This window comes from Streptomyces sp. NPDC050704, assembly GCF_040654355.1.
GTDB lineage: Bacteria > Actinomycetota > Actinomycetes > Streptomycetales > Streptomycetaceae > Streptomyces.
On the sequence record NZ_JBFAHW010000024.1, the window covers coordinates 36,201 to 61,366 of the forward strand.

Genomic DNA, 25,166 nt, shown 5'->3' on the forward strand with positions numbered 1-25,166 from the left:
CTACTGCTACTGCGGCCCCGAAGTGAGGACGCAGTCCTCTCCGGCGCGTAGCGAGAGCGATCTCGCTCCGGAGAGAGTTCTGAGGTCGATGCGGTGGGTCCGGGTGGGCCGAATCACCGCTCGGGTTTCCTCCCGGCTCCAGCTGAGGTCGACCTCGGCGCCGAACCTCGTGCGTACGCCCCGGAGTTCACCCTTCGGGTACGCGGCGGGCAGCGCGGGCAGGAGGACCAGCCGGTCGGGGGTCGACTGGATCAGCGCCTCGATGAGCAGGGCGGGGAGTGCGTGGGCGGCGTCCGCGTTGTAGACGTCGCGGCCGGGGTAGTGCGCGCTCATCAGGGAGGCGTGGAAGAAGTCGCCGGTGAGGACGTTGTCGAGGGCGGCCGCGACCCGCTCGCCGTCCCGGAGGCGGGCCGCGACCAGGGCGTGGTGCAGGTGGCCGTGCGCCGAGTCGTTCTCGGCGCCCCGGAGTCGGAGCGCGCGGTGCGCGGCGGCCGCCAGGTCCGGGGTGTCGTAGGGGGTGATCTCGTCGAGCGGCCACACGCCGTACAGATGGCTGAGGTGCCGGTGGTCGTACGTGTCGTCGAGGCCGGGCCACGCCCATTCGGCGAGCGCCCCGTCGTCGTTGACGCGGTGCGGGGGCAGCTTCTCGGCGAGCGCACGCCAGCGGTCGGCGTCCGGTCCCGGCCCTGGTCCCGGCCCCGGTCCCGAGTGGTACGCCGCCGCCGTGAGCAGCGCGTGTCGGGCCGCCGAGAGGTCCATGGCGGCGTTGAGTGCGCCCCAGCTCGCGTTCGCGGGCCGGTTCTCGGGTGAGTAGGAGGGCACGACGACGAGGTGGCCGTGCTCGTCGGTCCGGGTGAGGAAGTCCTCGTAGAACTCGGCGACTTCGGCGAGGGCGGCGGCGAGCCGCGGGTCCCGCTCGCCCCGTGTCTCGTCGTGGTCGACGAGCGGCTTGAGCAGCCAGTCGGCGCCGGCCGTCCACAGGTGCAGCGGGTATTCGCGGCTGAAGTGGTACGTGTGCCCGGACTCGCCGTCGGTGTGGGAGGGCGCGACGATGCCCCCGGCGCCGAAGATGTCGTGAGCGTTGTCCCGCCAGTCCGGCAACTGCCCGTGCACCAGGGCCGCGTGGGCCTCGACGACCTCGGGCAGCGCCCCCGCGACGGCCGAGGCGGTCTGCAGGTTGAGGTTGGCGTTGGTGGTGAACGCCCCGGACCAGGCCGTGTTCCAGTCGCCGGTCCACAGGCCGGTGAGCCTCGGCGGCAGCATCCCGCTGGACGACAGCAGGTGGTAGCGGCCGGCCGCGAAGAGCCGCTCAAGGAGCGCGGGGCTCTTGGGGCGCCTGAGCAACTCCGAGCCGGGCAGGGCGCGTTCGGTGTCGTCGGCGTCGAGGGTGAGGGAGGCACGGAGGTAGGCGGTGCGGTGGAGGGAGAGGTGGCGGTCGAGGAGGTGGTCGTACGGGGTTCGGTCCTCGTGGCCCTGGTCCTGGCCCTGGTCACGGTCTTCGTCTCGCTCCCGATTCCGCTCTTCGGGCAGAAGGCCGCGCAGGGCCCGCGTCTCCTCCACCACGTCCAGCTCGCCGGTGTGCCGCCTGACCCGCGTCAGCAGCAGGACCGACTCGGCACGCTCGACCCGTACGCCGGGCGGAGCCAGTGTCGTGCGGCCGCCCGTGACCACGACGAGGGTCACGCCGGTGTACGCGCGGTCGCTGTCCGGGTAGCGGGCACGGAGGGAGAGGAGCGCGCCTTCGGGAGTGAGAGCCGTGCCGTGCCCGACTGCCAAGCCCCTGGGCGCACCCGGGAGTTGATGATCCAGGGAGAGATCGAGGGTGAGCCCCGGGCCGGTGACGTACTGGACGATCACATCGTCCGCCCGCGATACGAACACTCGGCTGTGCCAGTCCGTGCACCTGGCCTCGACCACTCCCGTGGTGAAGTCCACCGTACGGCGGTAGTCGCGCCCCTCGCCGGACGGCCGGCGCGACCGGACCTGGAAGGCGGGGTGGAAGGGCTGTACCCACTGGAGTTCGCGCCCGTCCGTGAAGCTCTCGGCGGCCGTGGCCTCTGAGGCGAGCAACCGGTCCTGGAGCGCGGGCAGTTCGGCCGCCAGCCGCGGAGGCCTGGCGTGCTCGCTGCCGTTGGGGCGGACCAGGGTGTGGTGCGTGACGATGACCTGGTCGTCGTAGGCATCCCCGAACACCATGGCGCCGTGGCGGCCGTTGCCGCTCAGGAAGGCGTCCTCCCAGCGGGCGGCCGGGAGCGGCTCCCAGCTCCCGTGCGTCGACGGGCCGCGGGCATTCACGGCGAGAGCACCGCCGCTCCGTAGCGCTCCAACTCCACGGACTCGGCGATCTGTTGGCCGGTGAGCAGGTCCCGGTGGGTGCCCGGCACCTCCACGGTGACCTTCTCGCGCCCGTGGTTGAGGACGAAGAGCAGGTCACCCCGGCGTACGGCCTCGACCTGGGCGGGCAGGCCCTCCAGCACCGGCCGGACGCCCGCGCCGGAGGCCACGCCCGCCAACAGGTCCCGCAGCGCGGCGGGTTCGGGCAGCGTGGAGACATACCAGGCACGCCCCTTGCGCAGCACGGCCGGGAGTCCGTCGAGCTCGCCGCCCTTGTAGACGGCCTCCGCGACGACGCCGGTGACCGCGTCCTCGGCCTCGATCTCCTCGGACCACAACATGCCCCGGAAACCGTCGCACTCGGCGGTCTCCGTCGCGTCGAGCGGCCACCACTCGTGCAGGGTGCGGATACCGAAGAGCTCCCGCAGCCGCTCGTCCATGCCGCCCGGCCGTACCCGGTCGTCCTCGTCGGCGACCCCGGTCAGGAAGCCGCTGACGAGGGTGCCGCCGCCTCGTACGTACGCGACGAGGTTGTCGACCGCCGCGTCCGTGAGCAGGTAGAGCTGCGGCACGACGACCAGCTTGTAGGCGGACAGGTCGTGTTCGGGGTGCGCGAAGTCCGCGGTGACGTGGGCCTCCCACAGGGCGCGGTGCCAGGCGCGTACGACCTGCGGGTAGTCGACCTCGTGGGAGAGGCGGCCGTCCTGCGCGCCCGCCCACCAGGCGTTCCACTCCTGGAGAATCGCGACGCTCGATGCCGAATGACTCTCCGTCACCTCCGCACCGATGCGGGCGAGTTCGGCGCCGAGCTGCTTGATCTCCTGGTAGGTGCGGCCCTGTTCGCCCGCGTGACTGACCATGCCGGAGTGGAACTTCTCCGCGCCCTGCCGGGACTGCCGCCACTGGAAGTAGCAGACGGCGTCGGCGCCGCGGGCGACGGCCTGGAGGGACCAGAGGCGGTTGAGGCCGCGCGGCTTGGGGTGGTTGACGCCCCGCCAGTTGACCGGGCCCGCGGCCTGCTCCATCAGCATCCAGGGCCCGCGGGCCTGCGAGCGCGTCATGTCCTGGACGAGGGCGCCGTTTTGAGCACCGAAGGGGTCGCGCGGGTCGGGATAGAGGTCGACGGAGACGACGTCCTCCTCACCGACCCACTTCCAGGCGTCCTGGCCGACCCACATCGGCATGAAGTTGCTGGTCACCGGGAGGTGCGGGGAGTGCCGGCGGACGATGTCGCGCTCGGCGACGTAACACTCCAGGAGCATGTCGGAGGTGTAGCGCTTGAAGTCCAGCACCTGCGTGGGGTTCTTCATGTAGTGGGCGTGACGCGGCGGGAGGACCTCGTCCCAGTCGCCGTAGCCCTGGCTCCAGAAGGCCGTTCCCCAGGCGGTGTTGAGGGCGTCGAGGGTGCCGTGCTTGTCCTGGAGCCAGCGACGGAAGGTCACGGCGGCCTCGTCGCCCCAGTCGTAGGTGCAGTACTCGTTGTTGATGTGCCACATGGTGAGGGCGGGGTGGCCCCCGTAGCGGGCGGCCAGGTCCTCGGTGATGGCGGCGGCGTAGCGGCGGTAGGTGGCGCTGGAGTGCGAGAAGTGCTGGCGGCCGCCCCACCACTCGGTGCGGCCGCCCTCGTCGCGGGGCAGTGTGTCCGGGTGGAGCCGGCCCATCCAGGGCGGGGGCGAGGAGGTGGGCGTGGCTAGGACGACGCCGATGCCGTTCGCATGCATGAGGTCCATCAGCCGGTCCAGCCAGCCGAACTCCCTTGCTCCTGGCTTTGGTTCGAGCTTCGCCCAGGAGAAGACACCGAGCGTGACGGAGTTGACGCCGGCCTCCGTCATGAGGCGTACGTCCTCGTGCCAGGTCTCCTCGGGCCACTGCTCGGGGTTGTAGTCACCGCCGAAGAGGATGCGGCCGCGGGTGGCGTCGGCGAGGGTCGGTCGGCTCGGTTCCTTGTCGGTCATCAGACGGGCTCTCCGTACTGGATGCCGCGCCCGTTCGTGCCGAGGTACACCCGGCCGTACACCCGCGGGTCGCCGACGATGACCTCGCCGGTCCAGCCCCACTGGTGGGCGTCGTCGTTGATCCGCGTCCAGGTCTTCGCCTCGTCGTCGGAGCGGTAGACGGCGGTGATCGTCTCCGTCGCGCCGACCTGGTAGATCGCCGGGTAGTCCGCGCCCTCGGCCGCCTTGCCGAAGCCGAGCGTGTGCGAGGCCCAGCAGCTGGCCACCTTCGAGAAGGTCGCCCCGCCGTCGGTGGAGCGGTGGAGGCCGTTCGTCTTGGTGCTCACCCACAGGTCACCGGAGCGGCCGGGCGCGGCGACGAGCTTGAACTGGCTGTCCCCGGTCGGCAGTCCGTCCGCACGCTCGGTGAAGGAGAGGCCACTGTCAGTGCTGGCGAGTAGCGTTCCTGTGTCGGTGTCGTATGCGTAGAAGAGCGTCGGGTCGGCCGGGTCGGCGACCGGCGTGGCGCCCTTCGGGAAGGAGGAGATCTCGGACCAGGTCGCGCCGTTGTCGGTGGAGCGGTGGGCTGCGTACTTCGTGCCGTCCCAGTGCACGAAGGACCACAGCAGCACGCTGCCGTCGGCGTTGGCGGCGATCGGCCCCGGTGCGCTCTTGGCGATGTCGGGCTGCGCTTTGAAGGGCGCCCAGCTCTGTCCGCCGTCGTTGGAGTACGCGCCGTTGCCGTTGTCACCCCAGCCCGACCGGACGACGTACGACGGCTTGGCCGCGGCCTGCGCGAGTCCCGTCGCCGACCCGAACACGGGGTTCGACGCCATGCCGCGCGACGGAGACGCCGTGAGCCGCTCGTGGTACATCACGCCGATGTCCCCGAGCCCGCTCAGCAGGTGCGCCTCCCCGACCGGGGGCGAGACCAGCTGGCGCACGGCAGTCTCCTCAAGACCGCGGATCTGCGGCGCCCAGCGCTTCAGATCACGGGTGCCGTAGAGGGTCGCCCCGGTCCCGTACACGATGTGCCTCGAGTCGTACGGGTCCACGGCGAGCGCCTGGATCCACCACCCGAACTTCGGCTTGTCACCGCCCCAGTTGAGGAAGGGAGTCTCAGATACGTCGAAGACCGCGGCGTCCTTGAGGGACGTCCAGGTACGGCCGCCGTCGGTGGAGCGGAACAGCGTGTCGATGTCCGCCCAGCGGTTGTTGGTGGACACGACGACGGTGCCCGGACGGCAGGCGTCGACGGCGACCCCGCCGTAGGAGAAGCTGTCGGCCGAGCCGTCTGCCGTGGTGCCGCCCGGCTTCACCGGGGTCACGGCGGTCCACTTGCCGGTCGCGGTGCGCAGCTTGTGCACACTGCCGTCGGACTGGCCGTTGGGCCCGGGCGCGTTGCCGTACGTCACGTACAGCTCGCGGGTGACCTTGTCGTACGCGGCACGGATCGGGACCTTCGCCGAGGTGCCGGACGGCTGTCCCGGGACGGCCTCCCAGGCCTTCCCGTCGGTCGTGCGGTACAGGTTCGCCGTGCCTGGGGTGCCGTCGCCGTCGCCCCAGCCGGCGTAGACGGTGCGCCCGGCCGCGACGAGGAACATGACGCCCTGACCGGTCGCGCTCGCCTTCGCCGGGAAGCCGGTCGCGGCCGCCCAGGTGGCGCCGCGGTCGGTCGACTTGAGCAGCCCGTCGTGCCGGGTCCCCAGCCACAGGGTGTCGCTGTCGCGCGGGTCGACCAGCAGGCGCTCCCCCGCGCCCCGGCCGTCCTCGTTGGCACCGAGCTTCACGTCCAGGTCCGTGCGCTTCCAGGTGGCGCCCCGGTCCTCGGAGCGCAGCACCGCGCCGTTGCCGGCCCACGCCTGTGCGTACGTACCGAGCGACAGGTACACGCGGTTGGGATGCGCCGGGTCGACGGCGATCGCCTCCACACCGAGCAGGTTCCAGTCGTCCCAGCCGAGGTGGTCGGTGAGCGGGACCCAGCGGGCGGCCCGGTCGTCCCAGCGGTAGGCCCCGCCGATGTCGGTACGGGAGTAGGCGAGACCGCGTACGGAGGGGTGGAACAGCACACCGGTGACGAATCCGGTACCGCCGATGACGACGTTGCGCCAGCGGTAGCCGGAGGCGTCGGCGTCCCCGGCCGCCTCGGTGGCCGCCAGCGCCGGGCCGGCGGCAGCGGTGGAAACGGCGGAGAGGGCGACCGTGGCAGCGGTCCCGGCAAGAACGGCGCGTCTACTCGGACGGGACGTGCGCATGACATACCTCGTTCTGGCGAGAGGGATGAAGAGGGGTGAGTGGGCGCGCCCCTTCAGGGGCGCGGGGAACTGCGCGACCAGCCACAACGGACCCGCAGTCAACAGCCGGCCCGCAGTTCCCGGGCTAATGCGAGCGGGGGTGACAGGTCACCCCTTCACGGCACCGGTGAGCATGCCCTTCTTGAAGTGCTTCTGGACGAAGGGGGACAGGAAGGCGACGGGCAGCAGCGCCAGCACCATGACGGCCATCTGGACGGCGAGCGCGGAGAGCTGGCCCGTCTTGATGGCCTGGCCCATACCGACCGGCGGCTCCTGCTTCTGGACGAGCTGGATCATGACGTTCTGCAGCGGCATCATGTCCTGATCGCTCAGGTAGATCGACGCGTTGAACCAGGCGCTCCAGTAGCCGACGGCGTAGAAGAGCGTGATCACCGCGATGACGGCACGGGAGAGCGGCATCACGATCTGCCAGAGAATGCGCCAGTCCCCGGCCCCGTCGATCCGCGCGCTGTCGGTGAGCTCCGGCGAGATGCCCATGAAGAAGGCCCGCAGCACCAGGATGTTGAAGACGCTGATCGCGCTCGGCAGGATCAGCGCGAGATACGTGTCCGTCAGCCCCAGCGACTGCACCAGCAGATACGTGGGGATGAGGCCGGCGCCGAAGAACATCGTGGCGAGCAGGATCATCAGGAACCAGCGGTGCCCGACCGACCCGATGCGGGAGAGCCCGTACGCGGAGAGGATGGACACCGTCATCGAGAACACCGTGCCGACGAGGGTGACGCCCAGGCTGACGATGGTGGCGCGGGTGACCTGCCCTCCGCTCAGCAGCTCCTGGTAGGCGATGAAGGTGATCTCCCTGGGGATCACCACCAGTCCGCCGGCCTCACTGATGGTCTGCTTCGAGGACAGACTGGTGACGACGACGATCCACAGCGGGAACAGGACGGCGAAGCAGGCGATGGCGAGGACGATGCCCTTGCTCGCGAGCCCGGCCGGGTTGGGCTTCTCCTCCCAGACGGGCCTCGGCGGTGCGGCCCAGCGTCCGGGTACCTTCGGGGCGGGGGCCTTCGGCCGTTCGTCGGTGACAGCGCTCACTTCTTGTACACCCCCTGCTCGCCCATGAGATGGGCGACCTTGTTCGCGGCGAGGACGAGTCCGAGACTGACCACACCCTTGATCAGGCCCGCCGCGGCCGCGTAACTGAACTCCTGGTTGCGGACGCCGTTCCACCACACGAAGGTGTCGAGCACTTCCGCCGCGCCCGGCCCCACCGCGTCTCTCTGTAGCAGGATCTGTTCGAAGCCGACGGTGAGCGCGTCGCCGACACGCAGCACCAGGAGCAGGGCGATCACCGGACGCAGCGCCGGCAGCGTGACGTGCCACATCCGGCGCCACCGGCCGGCTCCGTCCATCGCCGAGGCCTCGTAGAGATCGGGGCTGACGGAGGCCAGCGCCGCGAGGAAGACGATGATGCCCCAGCCGGCGTCCTTCCAGACGCCCTCCGCCGTCACCAGGAACTTGAAGATTCCCGGGTCGGTCATCAGGTCGAAGCCCTCGTGGCCGTGCTGGCGCAGGGTCTGCGCGATGATGCCGGCGCCGCCGAAGATCTGCTGGAAGACGGTGATGACCAGCACCCAGGAGAAGAAGTGCGGCAGGTAGAGGATCGCCTGCGACACCGCCCGCACCCGGGGCCTGACCACGCTGTTGATGAGCAGCGCGAGCACGATCGGGATCGGGAAGAAGAGCACCAGCTGAAGCGAGAACAGCACGAAGGTGTTCTGGACGGCGTCCCAGAACGCCGAGTCCTCGAAGATCCGCGAGAACTGCTCGAAGCCGACCCAGGGGCTGTTGAAGATGGCGACGAAGCCGTTGTCGCTGATGTACGGGTCGTACTCCTGGAAGGCGACGACGTTGCCCAGGATCGGTATGTAGTTGAAGACCAGGACCAGCAGGATCGCCGGCAGGGTCATCAGGATCAGCGTGCGGTCCCGCTTGAGGCGGGTCCTGAGGGTGCCGCCGTTCGCGGCCTTCTTCAGGGCCTTCTTCTCGGCCTTGGAGACCCCGGCCGGTTTGGGGGACTTGCTGGACTTGGCGGCCTTGGTGGACCTGCCCCCTCCGGCGGAGGGTTCGGCGGTGTCGTCGGTCGTCGACGACGGCGCCGTGCGTGCGGCGGCGCCCGGAGTGGTGCTGTGTGCCACTTCGTCACCCCTGCGCGGATCCGCTGTCGTCCAGCAGCTTCTGGTACCAGTCGCGCAGCTTGTCGCCGCCCTGGCTCTTCCACTCCGCCACCGCCTGCTGCATGTCGCTGATCTTCTTGCGCCCGCGGACGACCGAGTCCTCCAGGTCCTCGAAGTCGTTGGAGAGGCTGGTGTAGCGGGCGGGTTCGGTGATCTGGAGTCCGAAGAAGGAGGACTTCTTGGTGAAGGCGCCCATCCGCTGCTGCCACTCCACCTGCTCCTTCGCGATCTCCGGGAAGTCGGGGTGCGCGATGGTCGGGGCGGGGCTGGCCAGCATGACGAAGGCGTTCAGGACCTCCTGGTTGCCCTTGTCGTTCTTGGTGGGCACGCCGTCCTTGATGGTGTAGTGCGTGCCCTCCACCCCGAAGTTGGTGAGCATGTACTCCTTGGTGCCGTACGGGGCGGCGGTGACGTTCGCCGCGGCCAGCACGTCCTGGATCTTGGCCTTCGACGCCTTCTTGTTGATGAAGGCGAAGATGCCCGCCGGCGATTCGGCCCACAGTTGGGGGTCGCCCCCGTCATGGCCGAAGATGTCCATGCCGGAAATGCGGAAGTCCTTGTTCTGACCGGTCTGTTCGGCCATCTTGCCCCACCAGTCCGCGATGTTCTGGTTGTACATCATCACCTGGCCGTCGGTGAAGCGCTGGCCCGCGTTGCCCTGGTTCGCCGCCCTGGCGTCGGGGTGGACGACACCCGCCGCGTACAGCTTGCGCATCCACTCCAGCGCTTCGAGGTACTCGTCGGTCTCGACCCGGTAGACCAGCTTGCCGTCGACGCTGTTCCAGCCGAGCGGCTTCTCGCTTCCGGACCTTACGCCGAAGATGTTGAAGGCGGTCCACTTCATGTCGTCGCAGGCCCACACCTTCGCCCTGGCGTTGGTGATCTCCTTGGCGAGGGCCAGGAACTCGTCGGCGGTGGTGGGGAGTTCGTACCCCTCCTTGTCGAAGACGTCCTTGCGGTAGAAGGGCACGATGCCGGTGACGGTGGGGGCGGGCATGGGCAGGCCGCACAGCTTGCCGCCGAAGATGGAGCGCTGCCAGGCATCGGTCGGGATGGCCGCGAGGTTCGGGTACTCCTTGACCTTGTCGCCCGAGAGGTACGGGCCGAGGTCCGCCATCTTGCTGATGATGGCGCTAGGTATCTTGCCGCCCATGTTCCAGCCGGGGATCACCACGACGTCCGGCATGTCACTGGAGGCGAGGACCGCGCCCAGCTTCTCGTCGTAGGTGTTGCCGTCCTGGTTCTGCCAGGTGACGTTGGCGCCGATCATCGCGTTCATCGCCGAGTAGTACGGGTTGCCGCCCTTCGGCGGCGTGCCCCAGAACGGCGACATGATCTTGATGGTGCTGCCCTTGCCGAGCTTCTGCGGCACCGAGGTCTTCAGGTCGGCGAGCGAGAGCTTGCTGGTGAAGCCGCTGGCGGAGCCGTTCTTCGCCGCGATGTCCGGCGTCACCACGTTCTGCGCCACGAAGGCGGGAAGGATCTTCTTCGCGTCCTTGCCCGAGGTCGTGCCCTCCTTGGAGCCGCTGTCCGAGCCGCCGCAGGCGGCCAACAGGGGCATACCGCCCGCCACAGCGACGGTGGCGACCGCCGTCGAGGCGAGGAAGCTTCTCCGACTGGGAGCGGAGCCGCTGGAGGCGGAGGTGTTCGGCGTCATTGCGTCAACCCTTCATGGCGCACAGCAGGACACCCGGCGGTGTGGCCGTCGGCTGCGGTGTCTTGAGTGGAACTGGCTGAGCCGAAGCGGTCCTCGGAGTTATGCACACCCAGGAGTGGCACATTCGACAGTCGAAGCGCTTCGATGTTGCTGCGAGGTTAAGTGAACACCCGAGGGCGCACAAGAGCCGATTCCAACATTCCTCGGAGCTATAAAGGTCTGAACCGGTCGCTTCCCACCCTTGGGATGCCGGTGAGGATACGGAGTTGTTGCCACGGGGTGTCTTGACACCCACCCCTCCGTCGAATGAGCATCGAAGCGCTTCGAAAGCTCTCCACCGTTTTTCCGCATCTTCCGCAAAGGGATCTCCCCGTGCCCGCACAAACGCCGCCATTCCGCGATTCGCAGCTGCCGTTCGCGAAGCGCATCGACGATCTTCTGTCGCGGCTCACCCTGGACGAACGGGTCGCTCTGCTGCACCAGTTCGCGCCCGCGGTGGAACGACTCGGTGTCGCCGCGTTCCGCACCGGCCAGGAGGCGCTGCACGGCGTGGCCTGGATGGGCCCGGCGACGGTGTTCCCGCAGTCGGTGGGCCTCGGCGCGACCTGGAACGACGACCTGGTGCGCCGGGTCGGCGAGGCGGTCTCCACCGAGGTCCGCGCGATGCGCTCGCGCGACGACCGGATCGGCCTCAACGTCTGGGCGCCGACGGTGAACCTCCTGCGCCACCCGCTGTGGGGCCGCAACGAGGAGGGCTACTCGGAGGACCCGAAGCTGACCTCGGCCATCGCCACCGCCTACACCCGTGGCCTGCGCGGCGACCACCCCGCGTACTGGCGCACGGCCCCCGTCCTCAAGCACTGGCTCGCCCACAACAACGAGACGGACCGGTCCACGACTTCGAGCTCGGTCCGCCCGCGCGTGCTGCACGAGTACGATCTGCGCGCCTTCCGCGAGACGGTCGAGGCGGGCACGGTGGCCGGCGTGATGCCCGCGTACAACCTGGTCAACGGCCGCCCCAACCACGTCTCGCCGTATCTGCGCGAGCACCTGCGCACCTGGACGGACCAGGAACTCCTGGTCTGCTCGGACGCGGGCGCGCCCTCCAACCTGGTCGACTCCGAGCACTACTTCGACACGCACGAGGAGGCGACGGCCGCCTCGCTGATCGCCGGCGTCGACAGCTTCACGGACCACGGCACGGAGAGTTCGACGATGATCGGACGTATCCAGGGCGCCCTGGACCAGGGCCTGCTGAGCGAGAGCGACATCGACACGGCGGTCCGCCGCCAGCTCGCGATCCGCTTCCGGCTCGGCGAGTTCGACCCGCGCCTCGACCCGTACGCCGACCTCAAGGACTTCGACACCCCGGCCCACCGCGCCCTCGCCCAGGAGGCCGCGGAACAGGCGATCGTCCTGCTCAAGAACGACGACCTGCTCCCCCTCCCCGCGGACACCCGGATCGCGGTGGTCGGCCTGCTCGCCGACGAGTGCAAGCTCGACTGGTACAGCGGCACCCTCATCCACCGCTCGACCCCGCTGGAGGGCCTGTACGAGCGCTTCGGCGCCGAGCGCGTGGACTTCGCCGAGGGCGTGGACCGCGTACGCCTGAAGACCTCGGCCGGTACGTATCTCAGCGTCCCGCGTGCGGACGACGCGACCGACGAGGTCCGCGGTGCCGAAGGCGCGCTGGACCCGGCCCTCCTCGCGGGCCGCACGGACCTGCCCCCGCTCACCACCGACGCCGTCGGCACCGAGTTCGCGCTGATCGACTGGGGCGAGGGCGTCCTCACCCTCCGCGCCCCCGACGGCCGCTACCTCTCGGTGGCCGACGACGGCTTCGTACGCGCGTCGGCGGACCAGCCCGGCGGCTGGGTGGTCCAGGAGACGTTCCGCCTGGAACCCCATGACTCCCCTGATTCCCCTCACTCCCATGCGAACGGCCACCTCCTCAAGCACGTCGGTACGGGTCGCCACGTCTCTGTCGCCGCCGACGGCGTGCGGGTTGCCGCGGAGCACCCGGAGATCTTCGAACTGGAGATCACCGAGCGCGGCGAGGACGCGGTGGCCCGCGCGGCGGCCGCCGCCGATGTCGTCCTCGTCGTCGCGGGCAACGACCCGCACATCAACGGCCGTGAGACGGAGGACCGCACGACCCTCCTCCTCCCCGCCCACCAGCAGCGCCTCGTGGACGCGGCCCGCGCCGCGAACCCGCGTACGGCACTGATCATCGCCTCCGCGTACCCGTACGCGGTCGACCCCACCGATCTCCCGGCCGTCCTCTGGACGGCCCACGGCGGCCAGGCGGCCGGCACCGCGCTGGCCCGCGTCCTGGCGGGCGGCGTCTCCCCCGCGGGCCGCCTCCCCCAGACCTGGTACGCCGCGGACGCGGATCTTCCGGACCTCCTCGACTACGACGTGATCGGCTCGCGCCAGACGTACCTGTACTTCGAGGGCGCCCCGCTCTTCCCGTTCGGCCACGGCCTGTCGTACGCGTCCTTCGACTACGCCGACTTCGCGGCACGCACCGGAGAGACGTCGGTGCACGTCACCTTCACGGTCACCAACACCGGGGACGTGCCGGCCGACGAGGTGGCCCAGCTCTACACCCGCGCGGTGAACCCGTCCGTCCCCCGCCCCCGACGCGAACTCGCCGCCTACCGCCGCGTACATCTGGCGCCGGGCGCGTCGGCCGAGCTGGCCTTCGAACTCCCGCTCTCCGCCTTCGAGTTCTGGGACGTGGCGCACGGCGTCCGGCGCCTGGAGCCCGGCGCGTACGAGCTCCTCCTCGGCGCGTCCAGCGAGGACATCCGCCTGCGCGGGACGATCGAGCTCGACGGCCCGCCCACCGCCCCGCGCCCGGTCCTCGAACTCGGCCTGAACGCCGCCGACTTCGACGAACAGCGGGGCGCCGAGATCGTCGACCGCACGAAGACGTCGGGCGACGCGATGACCCCCGCACAGGCCGGTGAAGCCGAACTGACCTTCCGCGCCTGCGACTTCACACCCGGCACCCGGGCCGTCACCGTCGAAGCGGCAGGCGAGGGCGCGGTCGAACTGACCCTGAACGACAACGGACCGGTGCTCGCCCGCATCGACATCCCGCCGACAGCCGGACCTTACGACTACACCACCGTCACCGCCCCGTTCCCCGCCACCGGGGTCCAGGACCTGCACATCAGGCTGCGCGGCCCGCTGCGGCTCGCGCACGTCGGCTTCTCCGGCTGAGGGACTGAAGGGCTGGACCGGCCCGGCGGAAAAGGAACCCGCCGGAAAAGGAAACGGAAAAAATGAAGGGGCCCGGCACCGGAAGGCATCGGTGCCGGGCCCCTTCGTCCGGGGGTGGGTGGTGGGTCACCCCTCGGGCTTGATGAGCCCGCGCTCGTAGGCGCGGATCAACCGGCGGGGCACCGCGTACTCACGCCCGTCGGCGAAGAAGGGGATGAGATCGGGCGTCGTCGCCTTCCACTGGGACCTGCGGTGACGGGTGTTGGAGCGGGACATCTTGCGCTTCGGGACGGCCATGATCGGCACTCTACATGAAAACGATTGTCGCTATCCATAGAGGTCGGCAGGGAGTCGTAGGGCCTCCGTCACACGAAGAACGGCCGGAGCCCCCACACAGCGGGCTCCGGCCGTTGGACGCGTCGATCAGAACTCAGAGATCGAGCCCCGTCAGCACCATCACCCGCTCGTAGGTGTAGTCGTCCATCGCGAACTTCACGCCTTCACGCCCGACACCGGACTGCTTCACCCCGCCGTACGGCATCTGGTCGGCGCGGTACGAGGGAACGTCCCCGACGACCACTCCGCCCACCTCCAGCGCACGGTGCGCCCGGAAGGCGGCCTGCAGATCATGGGTGAACACACCTGCCTGAAGCCCGTACTTGGACTCGTTGACGGCGGCGAAGGCGGCAGCCTCCCCCGTCACCTTGCGCACGGTGAGGACGGGCCCGAAGACCTCCTCGCAGGAGACCTTCACATCCCCCGGCACATCGACGAGCACGGTCGGCGCGTACGAGGCCCCGTCCCGCTTGCCACCGGCCAGCAGCCTGGCGCCGGCCCCGACGGCCTCCTCGACCCAGGCCTCCACCCGCCTGGCGGCGTCCTCGCTCACCAGCGGTCCGACGTCGGTCGCGTCATCGGCCGGGTCCCCGGTCACCTGCGCCTCGACCGCGGCGACGATGCGCGGCAGCAGCCGCTCGTACACCGACTCGTCGGCGATCACCCGCTGCACGGAGATGCAGGACTGCCCGCCCTGGTAGTTGCTGAAGGTGGCGATACGGGTGGCGGCCCAGTCCAGGTCCTCGTCACTCGCGAAGTCGGCGAGCACGACGGCCGCCCCGTTGCCGCCCAGCTCCAGGGTGCAGTGCTTGCGCGGCACCGAGTCCATGATCGAGTAACCGACCTTCTCGGACCCGGTGAAGGAGATGACGGGCAGCCGCTCGTCCTGGACCAGTGCGGGCATCCGCTCGTTGGACACGGGCAGGATGCTCCACGCCCCGGCCGGCAGCTCGGTCTCGGCGAGCAGTTCGCCGATGAGCAGGCCCGACAGCGGTGTGGCGGGCGCGGGCTTCAGGATGATCGGCGTGCCGGCCGCGATCGCCGGAGCGATCTTGTGGGCGCACAGGTTCAGCGGGAAGTTGAAGGGCGCGATCCCGAGGACGACCCCCTTCGGGAACCGCCGGGTGAAGGCGAGCCGCCCCTGACCACCGAGATCGGTGTCGAGCCGCTGAGCCTCTCCCCCGTTGAACCGCCGCGCCTCCTCAGCCGCGAACCGGAACACGGACACGGCCCGGCCGACCTCGCCCCGGGCCCACTTGACCGGCTTCCCGTTCTCGGCGGAGATCAGCCGGGCGATCTCCTCGGTCCGCTCCACCAGCCGCCGGCTCACATGATCGAGAGCGGCGGCCCGTACGTGGGCGGGCGTGGCGGCGAACTCGTCCCGTACGGCGTACGCGGCGGCGACCGCCTCCTCGACCTGCTCGTCGGTCGGCACACTGACCTTGCCGACGACTCGCCCGTCCCACGGCGAGGTGACATCGAGGGTGGTCTCACCACTGGCCTGACGACCGGCGAGCCAGAAGGCATGGGTGGAAGTCATCGAGTTTCCGGCCCTTCCGTTGTCTGGGTGTTTCCAGACCCACGTTAGGCCCGCCCCACGCTCCGGTCCCTTGTCCGCCCCGTCCCACTCCCCAAGAAGAGCACTCCGCTTTGGCACACGGCAACGGGCACCACTGCTCGGACCCACCCGCAGGCAGGCGCCCCTTCAGGGGCGCGGGGAACTGCGCGCTCAGCCCAATACGCGCCGCAGATCGCACACCACCCCAAGCCCCCACCCACCCAGGGGCGCGGGGCTGTGACACTGTGCGGCTCCGCCGCGTGGGCGCGACCAGCCCCCACCGAACCCACAGCCAAACAGCCTCGCTACACCCCCGCCGTAGTCTTCAACGCCAGCCACAACTCCATCCGCACATCCGGATCGTCCAACGACCGCCCGAGGATCTCCTCGACCCGCCGCATCCGGTACCGCAACGTATGCCGATGCACCCCAAGATCCGCCGCGGCCGCATCCCACTGCCCGTGCCGCGACAACCAGGCCCGCAACGAGGCCACCAGATCCCCACGCCCCGTCGCGTCATGCTCGTACAGCGCCCGCAACAACCCGTCCGCGAAGGCCCGCACCGCATCATCGGCAAGCAACGGCAACACCGACCCCGCAGCCAGCTCCTCGTGCTCGACAAGCACCCGCCCCCGCCGCCGGGCAACCGACAACGCCTGCTCGGCCTGCTTGTAGGCACCGGCCGCGGCGATGGGCCCGGCGGGAGCCGAAAGCCCCACCACCAGCTCGTCCTCATCGACAGCCGCCCCCTGCTCCGCGGCGGCCCGCGCACCCCCGAGCGCCTCCGCGTACCGCACACAGGAGGCAACCACCGCACCCCCGTCCGCGGCGAGCACGACCAGCCGCTCCCCGTCGGGCACGACGAGCACGGCCTCACCGGACCGAGCGGCCGCGGCCTCCACCACCTCGGCGAACCCGCCCACCAGATCACCGCCGGCCTCACCCGCGTCGGCAAGCACGGCCGCCACCGAAGCCGAAGCCGCAGCCGAGGCCGCAGCCGCAACCGCAACCGCGGCCTTCTGGCCGGCGGACGCGCCGCCACTCCCAGCCTGTCCGCCGACCCGTCCCTCTGACCGTCCTTCGGCCGGCGCCTCAGCCCGTCCCTCAGTCCGCACCCCGGCCCGCGCCCGACCGGCGGAAGCAGACGCGGCCTCGGCGAGGATCATCCGGTACGGCGCATCGAGCAGCCCCCCGTACAGATCCCCGGCCACTCCCCGCGCGTGATCGGGCTGCCCGGCCAGCAGCATCCGCAACACGGCCGCCCCGATCCGCTGCTCGGCGGCCTGCAACGACCGCGACCGCTCCGTGGTGAGCGTCAGCAGGGCGATGGCCGAGTGCACGGCGTACCGCTCGGCGGTACCGAGCGCGGCCGCGGTCCCGACGGCGAGCGCACCCCGCGGCCGCCGCCCGCTCCCCAGCGAGTGCAACTCGACCCGGTCCTCACCGTCTCCCGGGCCGTCAACCGAACCGCCCTCCGACGCCCCGTCCCCACCCCCGCCCACCACGGAACTCGCGGGCGCGGCCCGCTCCCGCAGCCGCTCCACGTCGGCGGTGAGCCGGGCGGCCCGCCGCCCCGCCCACTCGGGCGCGGTGGCGACGACGGCCCCGGACGCGTCGTACAGCGCGGCCCAGCCGTCGACCTGCGAGGCGAGCGAGGTGAGCAGCCCCTCGGGCCCTTCGTTCAGCGCCTGCCGGGTCAGCTCGCGCTGCGCGGCGAACCCGGCGGTCACGGCCCGGTACCGGTCGGCGGCGATGGCGGCGGAGACGGCTTTGCTGATGGCGAGAAAGGGCGTCCGCCGGGGCACCTCCAGCAGCGGCAGCCCCTCCTCGGAGGCGGCGTCGAGCAGCGCCTTGGGAATGTCCTCGTAGTGGACGCCGACGGCGAAGCCGAGCCCGGCGACCCCGGCCCCGGCCAGCCGCTTCACGTACCGCCGCATGGCGTCCGGATCCTCCGCGTCCAGCTTGAGCGCGGTGATGAGGAGCAGTTCCCCGCCCTCCATGTACGGCACGGGGTCGGTGAGTTCGCTGGCATGGACCCAGCGGACGACGGTGTCCAGACGTTCCTCGCCGGCGCGCACGGAGAGCTTGAGCGCCGAGTGGTGGACGAGCGAGGCGAGCGTGGGGGGCATGAGACCTTCACGTCTTCACAGGTTCTTCGACGGTCACGGAAAGTGTGATCTTTTGGCCGTGGCGTATGAACGACCTATGTCGATTCTGCCTCACCGTACGGTCAGACCGTGACCATATGTCCAGACGTCTTGCTCAACTGCCCTTCAACCGGGACACCTGGAACCTCACGGGTCCCACCCACCTCAACTACGCAGATCCACCAGCAGCGGCGGCGCATACTCCCCGCGCACGCTGGTCAGCGAGAGCACGGCATGCCCCGGCGGCACCCCGTGCGCCAGCTCGGACGCGGACCACCGCTCCCGCTCGACCTGCCGCACGGTGACGGCCCGGGCGGTCGGCGCGTTTCCGGTGATCACCCGCCGCAGCATGTGCACGGCCTTCCCGGCCGGGCTCTCGGCGATGATCTGCCGGTCGGTGACGTCCCGCGCCTCGATCCACTCCTTGCCCCAGACCTCCGCGAAGTCCTGCCCGTCCCACGGCGTGAGCCCGGACAGCGCCATCCGGCACCCGATGGCACCGAGCAGCGGTGACCGCAGCGCGCGCGGCACGTCGTCGAGCGTACGAAGGGTCAGGACGACCCCGGCGTTGGCCGACCGCAGCCGCTGAATGCCCCGTACCGCGTCCGGCGTGACGACCCCCGTCGCGTCGTCGAGCACCAGGCAGGCGAACAGCGACCGGTCCTCGCGTACGGCGACACTGGCCGCGAACTGCGCGAGCACGAGCCGCGCGAGAATCCGTGAGGCGTCGGCGTGCCCGCGCTCGGGCAGGTCGATCCGCACGCGTACGGGATGGTCGAGGGCGCGCAGCGAGAAGGGCCGGGACTGCCCCGACGTGTCGAAGAAGCCGGCGAAGGCCGGTCGGTCCAGCAGCGCGATCCGATCGGCGAGCACACCTCCCGCGTCTCCCGGGTGCCCCAACTGCCGTTCGCGGGCGTCGAGTTCCCGGAGCAACGACTCCTGCCCTGCCTCCGTCAGCGCCTTGCGCAACGCGCCGAGCGGGCCGGGCGCCCCGTCGAGCAGCTGCCGCAGCTCGGGCACCGAAGGAAAGCGCCCGTGCACCGCCCGGTACGGGCCGAGCAGTTGGGCGAGGACGGTGGTGGACCGCCGGCTGTCCCCGCCCGGATGCGGGTCGGCGAGGTCGCCGACGAGGGCTTCGGCGAGTACGGCCGCCGCCTCGTCCGGATCGGTGGTGCCGCCGTACAGGTCGAGGTCGTACACGGACTCCGGATTCCCCACCCGTACGACGACGTCGTACGCGTCGACCGGCCCGAGCCCCGCGCCCGCGGCCCCGATCACGACGACGGCGGCCCGCCCGGCGAGCGCGTGCAGGCACAGCGACTCGACGACCGGCCACACGACACCGCCGGTCTTGCCCGATCCGGCGGGCCCGACGGCGAGCAGCGAGGTGCCGAGCAGTTCGGGGCCGAGTCCGAGGCCGGTACCGCGATAGGCGTACGGATTCCGCGGGTCGTCGGCGGTCGTACCGAGCCGCACCTGGCCGGTGACGAGGTCGTGCTTCGCGAGCCGGCCGGGAAGATCCCGCTCCCCGGACGGATGCAGACAGGCGGCGGAGCCGTCCCGCAGCACGGCTCCGGTGAAGGTGGCGAGACTGTGCCGTCCGCTCCGCACGCCCTGCCAGGCCCGGGCGATCCGGGCCTGGTCGACGTCCCGCATGAGCCCGGACCGCGCCTCCGCGGCGAGCCGTTCGGCGGCGTCGGCGGCACCGGCGGCGCGGAGCTGGTTCCACTGGGCGGGGTCGTCCTGGGGCTCGGGAGCCGCCTGCTCGGGCTCCCGGCGCCGGAAGCGGGGGGCGCCGAAGCGCCGCCAGACCTCGGCCCAGCGGCCGAGCCGCCCGACCATGACCATGATGGCCAGGGCGACCAGCAGCTCGTAGCCCCGGAACACGATGAGTGTGCCGACCTCGCCGATGTCACTGTCGTTGCCGCGCCAGGAGTCGGGGGTGAGCAGGTAGAGCGGCACCCACCACCAGTCGCCCAGGTAGCGGTTCTGCAGCAGCGACCAGATCAGCCACCCCACCAGAAAGGCGATCAGCGCCCCGCTGATCAGCTGCCGGGCCGGAATCTGCTCGGGCTCCACGTCCGGCCGGGGCCGGTGCCCGAACCGCCACACGCCCGGCGCGGCCTCGGGCCGCGGAGTCCGCAGCCAGGTCAGAAAGGCCGACCCGTCAGGCAGGGGCGCCGCACCGGGCGCCTGCGCGGGCCGCGGCGGCACCTGCGGCGGTCCCGCCGGCCGCGGCACACGATCGGCGTGTGTGCCCCGTGCGTCCTGCGTGCCGTCGCTGTCCATCGCCTCTGCCACCCCTGACCAGCCGCTCCATACGTCGTTTGCGAGTCAATCTAACTCCCTCACAAGGGGAGTTCACCGCTTACCGGGCCGGGCTTCGGACAACGGCGGGTCATCCCCACCCCCCGCTGCGTCGTCTCAACGCCCGACGGCGCCCGCCCCGCGACCGTCGCGCCCTGTCCACCGCGTACAACGGGAATCCCCGACAACGCCCAGATGGAGCATGCCCACCCTCCGTTCCCGGCCCTAGCCTGCGAAGAAGGAAGCCGAGCGTCCGAAAGATCCGTTCGCGAGCCGTTCGCGAGCCGTCTTCAGTCGTTCGCAAGTCGTCCTCAGCCGTTCGCAAGCCCCCCAGGGAGCCCCTCATGAGCGCACTTCCGCAGGAGCGCCGCCTCGTCACCGCCATTCCGGGTCCGAAGTCGCAGGAGTTGCAGGCCCGCCGCACCGCCGCGGTCGCGGCCGGTGTGGGGTCCGTGCTGCCCGTGTTCGCCGCGCGCGCGGCCGGCGGGATCGTCGAGGACGTCGACGGGAACCGGCTGATCGACTTCGGGTCGGGTATCGCCGTGACCTCGGTGGGCTCCTCCGCCGAGGCCGTCGTACGCCGGGCGAGCGCCCAGCTCCAGGACTTCACCCACACCTGTTTCATGGTCACGCCGTACGAGGGATACGTCGCGGTCGCCGAGGCGCTGGCCGAGCTGACCCCGGGCGACCACGCCAAGAAGAGCGCCCTGTTCAACTCGGGCGCCGAGGCCGTCGAGAACGCCGTCAAGATCGCCCGCGCCCACACCAAGCGGCAGGCCGTCGTCGTGTTCGACCACGGTTACCACGGGCGCACCAACCTGACGATGGCGCTGACCGCGAAGAACATGCCGTACAAGCACGGCTTCGGGCCGTTCGCGCCCGAGGTCTACCGCGTACCGGTGGCGTACGGCTACCGCTGGCCGACCGGTCCGGAGAACGCGGGTTCCGAGGCCGCCGCGCAGGCCATCGACCAGATCAGCAAGCAGGTCGGTCCGGAGAACGTGGCCGCGATCATCATCGAGCCGGTGCTCGGCGAGGGCGGCTTCATCGAGCCGGCGAAGGGTTTCCTGCCGGCGATCAGCAGGTTCGCCTCGGACAACGGCATCGTCTTCGTGGCCGACGAGATCCAGTCGGGCTTCTGCCGTACGGGCCAGTGGTTCGCGTGCGAGGACGAGGGCATCGTCCCGGACCTGATCACCACCGCCAAGGGCATCGCGGGCGGTCTGCCGCTCGCCGCGGTCACCGGCCGCGCCGAGATCATGGACGCCGCACACGCGGGCGGCCTGGGCGGCACCTACGGCGGCAACCCGGTGGCCTGCGCGGCCGCCCTCGGCTCGATCGAGACGATGAAGGAGTTCGACCTCAACGCCAAGGCGAAGAACATCGAGTCGGTCATGAAGGCCCGGCTGGCCGCGATGGCGGAGAAGTTCGACGTCATCGGCGACATCCGGGGCCGCGGCGCGATGCTCGCCATCGAGCTGGTGAAGGACCGCGACACCAAGGAGCCGAACCCGGCGGCCACCGCCGCGCTCGCCAAGGCCTGCCACCAGGAAGGCCTACTGGTCCTGACCTGTGGCACCTACGGCAACGTGCTGCGTTTCCTGCCTCCGCTGGTCATCGGCGAGGACCTCCTCAACGAAGGTCTCGACATCATCGAGCAGGCTTTTGCCCGCATCTGAGCGGAGTCCGTCTCATCGGTTCCGGTGGCGCGGTGACCAAGGGCGGGGCGTGTGAAGAAGGTGTGCGAGGTGCATGACAGGAGGCCATTCCGACTGTCGGACGCCCCGCCCCTGTCGTAGGTTCTAGGCAGATGAGAGATACACCCCGCCCACAGGGGACTGTGGGTGACATCAGGACGGGGCTTCCCCAGCTTCGCCCTGGTCGTGCCATCGCGCACACAACCGGAGCTTCCGGCTCCGGGTCTCCTCACCGGTCGGACAGTCGCTCGCCCCAAACCCCCCGGGGCGTGCGACGACCCGATCTGATCGGCCGCCCCGGAGCTACCCCCCCTGCTCCCGGGCGGCCGACCTGCTTTCTGGGCCTGTCGGCTCTCCTCTTCGCGCTTCTCACCTGGCAGGCCGCCGTCGACACGCCGCTGCGCCGGGCCGACGAGCGCCTCGGCCGGTCGATCGCGGACAGCCGCTTCCCGGACGGCGCCGCCGAACTCCTCGCGGACCTCGGCAACATCACGGTCGCCGTCCCGGTCCTGCTCGCGGTCCTCGCGTACGTCTCCTGGCGCGCCCGGCGCGCGCCCCTGCCCCGCTGGTGGCTCCCACCCCTCGCGGCCCTGGTCACCATGTCGGCCGTCCCCGCCCTGGTCGTACCTCTGAAGGAAGCCGTCGGCCGCACCGGCCCACCCGGCATGGCAGGCGACGGCTACTACCCGTCGGGCCACACGGCCACGGCCGCCGTCGCCTACGGTGCGGCCGTCCTCCTCCTACTCCCCTGGCTCCACGGCCGGTGGCTCCGGCGCACGCTCGTCATCGGATATCTCGTACTGGCGGGGGCCGTCGGAGTCGGCCTGGTCCGGCGCGGTTATCACTGGCCGCTGGATGTGGTGGGGAGTTGGTGTCTGTCCCTGATGCTTCTTCACCTCATGGCGCTGGCCGTCGCGCGATACGGTCGAGGGTCGGCGGAGGAGTAACCGGTCGCGAGCCGGCCGGGGCAAGAGGGAGCACGATGGCGGACGAGCAGCAACAAGTGGCCGTCACCTACGAGCGCCGCGACTACGCGCTCACCCCGTCACCGGGTGAAGTGATCCTCCCCGGGCACGGCCGCATGATCCACCACGATCCGGCCTGCCTCCATCTGACGGATTCTCACCAGCTGCCCCGGTTTCCCGACCCGGACCGGCTGCTGTGGCGCAGGCTGATCGACTCGGCCCCGTCCGACGACACCGCGGGGCGTGCCGAGTACGCCCGGTCCGTCGGTCTGCTGGGGGGCTCGGGGCGGCCGCTCGTCAGTCCTTGCAGCTGTGTTCTGCGCCCCGTCTCACCCACTCAGGCCGCCGCGCTGCCCCCCTGGCCACTCGACGAAGCACTCGCGGCGTTCGACCGCGACCGGTTCGCGGCAAGGCTTCGCGAGATGGAGGCGGCCGCGGAGCAGATCCGCCAGGACTTCCCCTGGGAGGACTGGCCCACGATGCCCCTGGAACGCTATGCCCTCGGCCAGGGCGACAGCGCGCAGACCAAGCCGTACTGCTATCTGCTGGAGTTCGGTACCAACGCGCTGGGCAGCATCGCCGGCGGCTCCGCGATGAAGCACCTCCTCTTCGCGCGCAGCCAGGACGGTTCCTGGTGGCACGACCCGCGGTACGCGGACGAGGAGGAGGCGTGGGAGGCCGTGCGTGCCGGGATCGTCTCTGCGGTGACCGCCGCCCGCGAGGGCCGGATCGCCGACATCGACACCATCGACGCCATCCGTTCGGGCCCCGCCCTGATCGCCAAGACACTGCGCGTGTACGCACCGGAGAGCTCACTCGCGGTGTACGCGACGGACTTCGTGCGGCACTTCCTCCAGCGGCTGACCGGGCAGCCCGTGCCCAAACTGGAGCGGTTCGCACTGCAGGCCCGGCTCAAGGAGGTCATCGACTCCGACGAGCGGTTCGCCGACTGGCCGTACGACCTCGTGGTGGAGTTCCTGTACTGGTGGGCCGATCCGAACCGGACACAGCAGACAGTGAAGATCGCGACCGGTGAGGGCGGCAGGCTGTGGGAGGAGTGCCGCACTGGCGGGTACATCGCGGTGGGCTGGGACGACGTACCGGATCTTCGCTCGTACGCGGACAGCGACGAGTTCCGGGACGCTTTCGCCGCCGCCTACACGGATGAGTACAACGGCTCCAAGTCCAAGATCACCGCGAAGGCCAACGAGGTCTGGAAACTGCTGAGTCTGCGTCCCGGCGATCTGGTCGTCGCCAACAGGGGGACGAGTGAGATCCTCGGCGTCGGCCAGGTCACGGGCGACGGCTATGTCTGGCGCGCGGACCGCGACACGCATCGGCACACCGTCGAGGTGGAGTGGGACGAGAGCTACTCGGGACGGCTGGAGGAGCCCGAGCGGTCCTGGGCGACCGTCACCGTGAAGGACGTACCCGCTCAGCTGTGGGCGAGGATCCGGCGGGCCGGGCAGACACCCGCCGACACCGACACCGCGGCGGAAGCGGAGGTCGCAGTCGCGGTCGCGGTGGCCGCCCAGCCTCTCGACGCCGAGCTGCGGCCGGTCGCCGACGCACTGCGGCGACGCGGTCAGGCCGTCCTGTTCGGGCCTCCGGGCACAGGCAAGACGTACACGGCCCTGCGTTTCGCCGCCCGCTGGCTCGGCGAGCTGTCGGGCGGCCTGCCAGGGGTGGATCCGTACGCGGGACCGGGCACGCCCGCCTTCGGCAGGACACTCGACGCGCTGACCGAGGCCGGACGGCTGACGACGGTGACCTTCCATCCCGGCTACGGGTACGAGGACTTCGTCGAGGGTTTCCGCCCGGTGAAGGGCGGCTCCGGCGGACTCGTACTGGACCGGACCGACGGCGTGTTCAAGCGGGTGTGCGCGGCGGCCGCCGCCGATCCGGGCCATCCGTACCTGGTCGTCGTCGACGAGCTGAACCGCGGCAACCTGCCCAAGATCTTCGGCGAGTTGATCACGCTCCTCGAAAAGGACAAGCGGGGCTACTCGGTGCTGCTTCCGCTCAGCCAGGAGCAGTTCAGCGTGCCGGACAACGTGTACCTCATCGGCACCATGAACACCGCCGACCGTTCCATCCGGATGCTCGACGCCGCGATCCGCCGCCGCTTCGTCTTCCTCGAGCTGCTCCCCGACTCGGCTCCGCTGCAGGGCTGCCATGTGGAGCAGTTGCACCTCGCGGATCTGCTGGACGCGCTCAACCAGCGCATCCGTACCCACCTCGACCGCGAGAAGCAGATCGGCCAGGCCTTCTTCCTGCCGAACGGTGCTCCCGTCGACTCGGCCGCCGACCTCGCCGCGATCGTCCGCGGCGAGATCCTGCCCCTGCTCCAGGAGTACGCGTACGACGACTACTCGCTGCTCGCGGCCTTCCTGGGCGAGGATCTGGTCGACCCCGAGACGCACACCCTGCGCGACCTCGGCGACGAAGAGCTGGTGAACGCCCTCTACAGCGAGCTGCAGATCAAGGGCGGGGCGGCGGAATAGGCCC

The 25,166-nt window shown here is 70.6% G+C and carries 14 protein-coding genes; 4 read left to right on the top strand and 10 right to left on the bottom strand.

Features of this window, described 5'->3' with window-relative positions; translation table 11 throughout:
* Positions 1-6: 6 nt before the first annotated feature.
* The 6 genes from AB0I18_RS16675 to AB0I18_RS16700 form a co-directional block, all read right to left on the bottom strand.
* Positions 7-2,295, bottom strand: coding sequence for a glycoside hydrolase N-terminal domain-containing protein (locus AB0I18_RS16675; protein ID WP_363106207.1), 2,289 nt, complete (start codon positions 2,293-2,295; stop codon positions 7-9).
* Positions 2,292-4,289, bottom strand: a complete 1,998-nt coding sequence (locus AB0I18_RS16680) for a beta-galactosidase (RefSeq protein ID WP_363106208.1) — start codon at positions 4,287-4,289, stop codon at positions 2,292-2,294. Before AB0I18_RS16680 ends, AB0I18_RS16675 begins: the two co-directional genes overlap by 4 nt.
* Positions 4,289-6,523, bottom strand: a complete 2,235-nt coding sequence (locus AB0I18_RS16685) for a 1,4-beta-glucanase (protein ID WP_363106209.1) — start codon at positions 6,521-6,523, stop codon at positions 4,289-4,291. The genes AB0I18_RS16680 and AB0I18_RS16685 overlap by 1 nt, the downstream gene beginning before the upstream one ends.
* A 147-nt stretch (positions 6,524-6,670) precedes the next feature.
* Entirely contained in the window at positions 6,671-7,621 is a 951-nt protein-coding gene (locus AB0I18_RS16690; RefSeq protein ID WP_363106210.1) for a carbohydrate ABC transporter permease, read from the bottom strand.
* Complete coding sequence (locus tag AB0I18_RS16695; RefSeq protein ID WP_363106211.1) at positions 7,618-8,724, bottom strand: ABC transporter permease subunit; 1,107 nt, start codon at positions 8,722-8,724, stop codon at positions 7,618-7,620. The genes AB0I18_RS16690 and AB0I18_RS16695 overlap by 4 nt, the downstream gene beginning before the upstream one ends.
* A gap of 4 nt (positions 8,725-8,728) precedes the next feature.
* Positions 8,729-10,420 carry an extracellular solute-binding protein gene (locus tag AB0I18_RS16700; RefSeq protein ID WP_363106212.1) on the bottom strand — a complete coding sequence of 564 codons (1,692 nt, stop codon included), beginning with the start codon at positions 10,418-10,420 and terminating at the stop codon, positions 8,729-8,731.
* A gap of 372 nt (positions 10,421-10,792) precedes the next feature.
* On the opposite strand from AB0I18_RS16700, the gene AB0I18_RS16705 reads away from it, so the two are divergent.
* Positions 10,793-13,648: a glycoside hydrolase family 3 C-terminal domain-containing protein gene (locus AB0I18_RS16705; RefSeq protein ID WP_363106213.1), complete on the top strand. Its 2,856-nt coding sequence runs from the start codon at positions 10,793-10,795 to the stop codon at positions 13,646-13,648.
* A gap of 126 nt (positions 13,649-13,774) precedes the next feature.
* Here the strand turns inward: AB0I18_RS16705 and rpmF are convergent, their stop codons facing one another.
* From rpmF to AB0I18_RS16725, 4 genes are all read right to left on the bottom strand, one after another.
* Positions 13,775-13,945 (bottom strand): 50S ribosomal protein L32, encoded by a 171-nt coding sequence (gene rpmF, locus AB0I18_RS16710; RefSeq protein WP_363106214.1) that lies wholly within the window; start codon positions 13,943-13,945, stop codon positions 13,775-13,777.
* A 133-nt stretch (positions 13,946-14,078) separates the two neighbouring features.
* Entirely contained in the window at positions 14,079-15,524 is a 1,446-nt protein-coding gene (locus AB0I18_RS16715; RefSeq protein ID WP_363106215.1) for an aldehyde dehydrogenase family protein, read from the bottom strand.
* A gap of 323 nt (positions 15,525-15,847) precedes the next feature.
* The gene (locus AB0I18_RS16720) at positions 15,848-17,671 is read right to left on the bottom strand and encodes a PucR family transcriptional regulator (RefSeq protein WP_363106216.1); all 1,824 of its coding nucleotides are present in this window, start codon (positions 17,669-17,671) and stop codon (positions 15,848-15,850) included.
* A 183-nt stretch (positions 17,672-17,854) separates the two neighbouring features.
* Positions 17,855-19,978, bottom strand: a complete 2,124-nt coding sequence (locus AB0I18_RS16725; RefSeq protein ID WP_363106272.1) for an ATP-binding protein — start codon at positions 19,976-19,978, stop codon at positions 17,855-17,857.
* Between the two features lie 362 nt (positions 19,979-20,340).
* Here AB0I18_RS16725 and gabT point away from each other — a divergent pair, with 362 nt between their 5' ends.
* From gabT to AB0I18_RS16740, 3 genes are all read left to right on the top strand, one after another.
* Positions 20,341-21,675 carry a 4-aminobutyrate--2-oxoglutarate transaminase gene (gene gabT / locus AB0I18_RS16730; RefSeq protein WP_363106217.1) on the top strand — a complete coding sequence of 445 codons (1,335 nt, stop codon included), beginning with the start codon at positions 20,341-20,343 and terminating at the stop codon, positions 21,673-21,675.
* A 287-nt stretch (positions 21,676-21,962) separates the two neighbouring features.
* Entirely contained in the window at positions 21,963-22,640 is a 678-nt protein-coding gene (locus AB0I18_RS16735) for a phosphatase PAP2 family protein (protein ID WP_363106218.1), read from the top strand.
* 35 nt (positions 22,641-22,675) lie between these two features.
* Positions 22,676-25,162 (top strand): AAA family ATPase, encoded by a 2,487-nt coding sequence (locus AB0I18_RS16740; protein WP_363106219.1) that lies wholly within the window; start codon positions 22,676-22,678, stop codon positions 25,160-25,162.
* Positions 25,163-25,166: the final 4 nt, after the last annotated feature.